The following is a 5,696-nucleotide window of genomic DNA, read 5'->3' on the forward strand; positions in this document are numbered from 1 at the left end:
TCTTCAGATGGAGGCTACCGAGTGCGGTGCAGCCTCCCTGGCTATGGTGCTGGCTCACTATGGCATGTGGATCCCTCTGGAAAAGCTCAGGCAGGAGTGCGGCGTAAATCGGGATGGCTCCAAGGCCAGCAACGTGCTGAAGGCCGCCAGAAAGCTGGGCTGTGAGGCGGCAGGCTACCGCATGATGGCCGACCAGCTCAGAGAGGAAAGCTATCCCCTGATTATCCATTGGGAGTTTAATCATTTTGTGGTGCTGGAGGGCATCAGGGGAAATGAGGTGTATCTGAACGACCCGGCTGTGGGCAGGCGCACTGTTGCCTGGGAGGATTTTAAGGGTTCCTATACGGGCATTGCCATGGAAATTACGCCGGGAGAAAGCTTCCAGACTGTGGGACACCGCTACAACGTGCTGAAGGATGTGGGCAGCAAGCTCTGGCAGGACAAGTGGGCGGTATTGTTTGTGCTGCTGATTGGACTTGGCATGCTGGTTTTCCAGATGGCTTCCCCTGTGATGAGCCAGATTTTTCTGGATGATATACTGACAGGCAAGCATCCTGACTGGATGGTTAATCTCATGCTGGCCATGACCCTGTCCTTTTTGCTGAGCGGCATTCTATCCTTTATGCGCAGCTGGTGCCTCACCAGATGGCAGGAGAAGATTACTCTGGCTGATTCCAGCAGCTTTTTTTGGCATCTATTGAAGCTGCCCATGGAGTTCTTTCAGCAGCGCTTTGCGGGTGAGATTGCTTCCCGTGCCAGCTTTACGGAGTCCATCGCGGCTGTTTTGAGCGGCTCGGCTGCCACCTGTGTGCTGGATTTTTTTACAGCCCTGTTTTTCCTGCTTTTGCTTTATGAGTATAGCCCCAGCCTGACGGTAATCGGTGTCAGCTTCAGCCTGGTGGATCTGGGTGTGTTCTTTTATCTCAGGCGGCGCATGACGGATTTGTCCATGCGTGTGCAGCAGGAGGCCGGCAAGGCCTACGGCAATTCCATGAACGGACTGCAGATGATTGAGACCATCAAGGCCAACGGCAATGAGGCTGATTTTTTTGGCAAGGTGGCAGGCTATCACGCCAAGGTGCTGGCAAGCTCACAGGAGATTGCCCTGCTGAGCCAGAGCACCGGCATGATTCCCATGCTGATGAGCGGGCTGAACAGCGCGCTTATTATGACCATCGGCGGCTTTTCCATTATGGAGGGGGCCATGACTGCCGGTATCTTTATGGCTTTTCAGAGCTTGATGGGAAATTTTCAGACTCCCTTCAACAATCTGGTGGGGCTGGGGCAGGAGCTGCAGTCTACGGAAATGCAGATGCAGAGGCTGAACGATGTGAGAAAATATGAGATTGACAGGCTGAACTATCAGGAGGTGGAGCCGGATTATCCGGAGAAGGTATTAGGGGGCAAGGTGGAGCTGGAGAATATTTCCTTTGGCTATAGCCGTCTGTCTGCGCCGCTCCTGCAGGATATCAGCCTGACCATAGAGCCGGGAAGGTGGATTGCCGTGGTGGGAACCTCCGGCAGCGGCAAGTCAACCCTGGGCAGAGTGGTAACGGGACTGTATGAGCAATGGGGCGGCAGGATTCTCTTTGACGGCGTGGCAAGGGAAAAGATTCCTCACAGGGTAATCGTGAATTCCGTGTCCTCCGTGGATCAGGAGGTGTTCCTGATGAGCGGTACGGTGCGTGAGAATATCAGCATGTTTGATGCTGCCATCAGCAGGGATGATGTTATCAGGGCGGCGCAGGATGCCTGTATTCATCAGGATATAGTGCAGCTGAACGGCAGCTATGAAGCCCATGTGGATGAGGGAGGCAGGAATTTCAGCGGCGGTCAGCGGCAGAGGCTGGAGATTGCCAGGTCCCTGGCGGGCAATCCGAGCTTTCTGGTGCTGGACGAGGCCACCAGTGCGCTGGATCCGCTGACGGAGGCGGACATCATGAGAAATATCCGCCGCCGCGGGTGTACCTGCCTGGTGATTGCCCATCGCCTCAGCACCATCCGGGATTGTGATGAGATTATCGTGCTGGAACAGGGAAAGATTGTGGAAAGAGGCACTCATGAAGAGCTGTTTGGGCAGGAGGGTGCTTATTATAATTTGATTATGGAGCAGCAGAAGAGTATGGAGAACGAGCAGGCAATAGGAGGGGTGTAAATGTTTGAAGCAGAGGTGGGCTTGAGCATTTATCCCGGCGAGCGTATGGGATTGTCAGGCCAGTTTGAGCTGATGCGCCTTGCATCAGGCTTTTGCGAGCTTTATGCAGAGGATGCCCTGACCGGACGGCAGCTGTTTCTGATGGAGCTGAAGGCGGGGGATTCTGTTTTTCCGATAAATGATGAGAATGTCAGCATATTTGTGTACGCTGTGGAGGAAAGCAGGCTGTGTCCCGCCAATCCGACAGATTACGATGAGCAGGAGCTTGGACATTTGCTCAGGCATTGGTACAGAAAGTTGTTCGACATTTCCTTTATCAGCAGGGAGGCGCTGAAAAGCCGGGAAGCCCTTGCCTATTGGGAGGGCATGCAGGAAAAGATATCCTCCATGAAATATGAGGAGCTGGTATGTCTCTGGCAGGATAAGCAGAAGGTGCTGGCTGGCAGGCTGCGCAGGCATTTTGATTTTCTTCAGCAGTCAAAGGAAGCCATGGTGGACAAGGCGGCGGATTACCGCCGGCAGCTACTGGATGCTTCCATTAATAACCTTCTGCAGCAGGAGGTTATTGAGCGCAGGGACGAGGATGGCAAGCAGCAGGAGCGTGTGGCCTTTATTGTCCGCACCGTGGCAAAGGCTCTGGAAATGCCGCTGGAAAATATTCACATCAGCCCGGAGCTTGCCGGCAAGCTGGATCAGCTGGGGCTGATAAAGCGGCTTGTCCAGAAGGGCAATATGACTATGCGGCTGGTCAGCCTGTCAGGTGACTGGTACAGGAAGGACTGCGGCGTCCTGATAGGATACGTGGGAGAGGAGAAGGCGCTGGTGGCACTGGTGCCGGAAAGCGAAGCGCGCTACAGGATGTACAGCTACGAGCAGCCGGATGGCGTGCCGGTGGACAGCAGCCTGGCGGCGGAGATAGATAGCGACGGCTTTCAGTGCTATGCCGGATTTCCGGCGAGAAAGCTGAAGATTCGTGATTTGCTGGTGTTTATGTTCAGGCACTGCTGGAAGCGGGATTATCAGGCCATCATCCTGTGCAGTCTGGCGGCGGGCATCATTCCGCTGGTGTCACCGATTATTACGGAAACCATATTCAGCGACATCATTCCCATCCGTGACCATGTAAGCCTGGCGGCTGTTACGCAGATTATGCTGCTTACGGGCTTTACGACGGCGGCTTTGTCGCTGGTGCGCTCCATTGCGGTACTGCGCATCACCAACCATCTGGACATGGCGGTGGAGGCTGCCCTCTGGGGCAGGCTTTTACAGCTGCCGGCGAAGTTTTTCCGCCGCTTTGAAACCGGTGAGCTTTTGCAGCGCATGAACGGCATCGAGGCCATCAAGTCCATGGCTACGGGGCAGTTTGTGGGACAAATTTTTAATTTTGTCTTTTCCTTCTGGAGCATAGGCCTGATGCTGTGGTACAGCTGGAAGCTGACGTTGGAGGCACTGGCGGTCTGGGGGATTTATTTTGTGGTAGTGGCGTTTATCTACCGGCGGCTGATTAATTTTCAGCGGGAAATGCTCAAGGCGGCCAATCGGACAGCAGGGCTTCTGCAGCAGATTTTTACCGGGCTGGCGAAGTTCAGGGTGCATGGTGCAGAGCCCCAGGCATTTTATCTCTGGTCGAGGGTATTCGGCGTGGAGTGGAAATGGAAGATGAAGCTCCGCTGGCAGGGCAACTATAACGGCATTATCGGGGCAGTACAGCCCTTCATCCTGAACATGCTGCTGTACTATACCGCCATGTATGGCATGCAGGAAACGACTTCCACCGGGCAGGTGGTACAGCATATAGGGTATTCTCAGTTTCTTGCCTTTCAGGCGGCATTTTCTGCCTTTAACGGCACGGTGGTAGGCATAGTGCCGCTGGTGGCGCAATTCTTTACCATCAAGCCACATATAGATAATCTTCGGCCCATACTTGATGAAGTGCCGGAGGTTACGGAGGATAAGCTGGATGCGGATGTGCTGACGGGAGCCGTCAAGATTGAGCATCTTACCTTCAGCTATGGTGATGATCTGCCTGACGTGCTGAAGGATATCAGCCTGGAAATCAGGGCTGGCGAGAATGTGGCGATTGTGGGCAGGTCAGGCTGCGGCAAATCTACCCTGCTCAGATTGCTGCTGGGTATGGAAGTACCGAAGCGTGGTGTGATATACTATGATTATCAGGATATGCAGGATCTGAACCTCGCTTCCGTGCGTTGCCAGCTGGGGGTGGTTCTGCAGAATGGGCAGCTGATGACTGGCGATATCTATACCAATATAGTGGGCACCTCGCCGCTGACTATGGATGATGCCTGGGAAGCGGCCGAGATGGCGGGGATTGCGGATGATATACGCGCTATGCCCATGGGTATGCACACCATTATCAGCGAGGGCAGCGGCAATATTTCCGGCGGTCAGAGGCAGCGCATCCTGATAGCCCGTGCTATTGCCGGAAGGCCTGCCATTATCATGCTGGATGAGGCCACCAGCGCGCTGGATAACAGGACGCAGGCGATTGTTACCGAAAGCCTGAACCGCATGAAGGCTACCCGCATTATAATAGCGCACCGCCTCAGCACCATCAGGGAGGCTGAGCGGATTGTGGTGATTGATGATGGCAGGGTGGCAGAGCAGGGCAGCTTTGAAGAGCTGATGGAGATGGATGGCATGTTTGCACAGCTGGCAAGACGCCAGCTGGCGTAAGGCTGCGGCGTAAGGCCGCAGCGCCAATTGTCCGGGGAGGTTAGTATATGCTGGATATGCAGGAAACGATTGCAGAGAAAAAGAGCAGTTATTATAATGGGCTGGCAGAAAGAGCCAAATGTGATAAGGAAGCCTTCGGTGAGCTTTATGATTATTTTTTCCCGCGGGTGTACAATTTTATTTTTGCCAAGGTAAAAAACGCGGAACAGGCCGATGATATTATCAGCATCACCTTTGAGAAGGTCTTTGTCAGGCTGCGTGATTATGACAGCGGCAAGGGGGCTTTTTCCACATGGATATTCCGCATTGCCATCAATGAAATGAACAACGCTTTCAGGCTGCAGAAGAGGCTGAATGAAGCAGGCTGGGAGGAATTTTTTGAGCCGGCGGATGAGAGAAAGACACCGGAGCAGCAGGTGTTAGCCGATGAGGGGGATATTCATCTGCTGCTGGCCTTGGAAAAGCTGAACGAGCGGGAAAGGCGCGTGGTTTCGCTGAAGTATTTTACCGGCATCAGCAACAAGGAGATTGCGGAAATGGAGGAGATGACCGCCAACAACGTAGGGGTGGTTCTGCACAGGGCACTGGATAAGCTGAAGGCTATCCTGGAGGGAAGCGGATATACCTTATAAAAATTTTTATGAAAAATACTGTAATAATTCCCGGTTTAACACGTATAAGCAATAGAAGGAATTTGAGCAGTTTAAAGAAAATTATTGAGTGAGGTGTTTGGGTATGGAACCGAAGGTAGATTTTAGTAAATTTTCCCGTGTTCAGGACAGCCTGAAGGAGAAACTGATGGAAAAATATGATGAGAAGCAGCGGCTGGAGGATGATGATTTGGATA

The 5,696-nt window shown here is 53.2% G+C and carries 3 protein-coding genes; all 3 read left to right on the forward strand.

From position 1 onward, the window contains the following. Positions 1-2,155, forward strand: a 2,155-nt coding sequence (locus ACI3UA_RS10065; protein ID WP_439724682.1) for an NHLP family bacteriocin export ABC transporter peptidase/permease/ATPase subunit, incomplete at its 5' end; no start/stop codon positions are given. Then, positions 2,156-4,849 carry an NHLP bacteriocin export ABC transporter permease/ATPase subunit gene (locus ACI3UA_RS10070; protein WP_439724683.1) on the forward strand — a complete coding sequence of 898 codons (2,694 nt, stop codon included), beginning with the start codon at positions 2,156-2,158 and terminating at the stop codon, positions 4,847-4,849. Between the two features lie 47 nt (positions 4,850-4,896). Then, positions 4,897-5,481, forward strand: a complete 585-nt coding sequence (locus tag ACI3UA_RS10075; RefSeq protein WP_439724684.1) for an RNA polymerase sigma factor — start codon at positions 4,897-4,899, stop codon at positions 5,479-5,481. Positions 5,482-5,696 lie beyond the last annotated feature (215 nt).

Source organism: Anaerovibrio sp. (genome assembly GCF_051866355.1).
Taxonomy (GTDB): domain Bacteria; phylum Bacillota; class Negativicutes; order Selenomonadales; family Selenomonadaceae; genus Anaerovibrio.

What these genes read in the sequence shown, in the direction of transcription:
- ACI3UA_RS10070 (WP_439724683.1), top strand. Translation starts at nt 2,156, where the DNA reads ATGTTTGAAGCAGAGGTGGGCTTGAGCATTTATCCCGGCGAGCGTATG.
- ACI3UA_RS10075 (WP_439724684.1), top strand. Translation starts at nt 4,897, where the DNA reads ATGCTGGATATGCAGGAAACGATTGCAGAGAAAAAGAGCAGTTATTAT.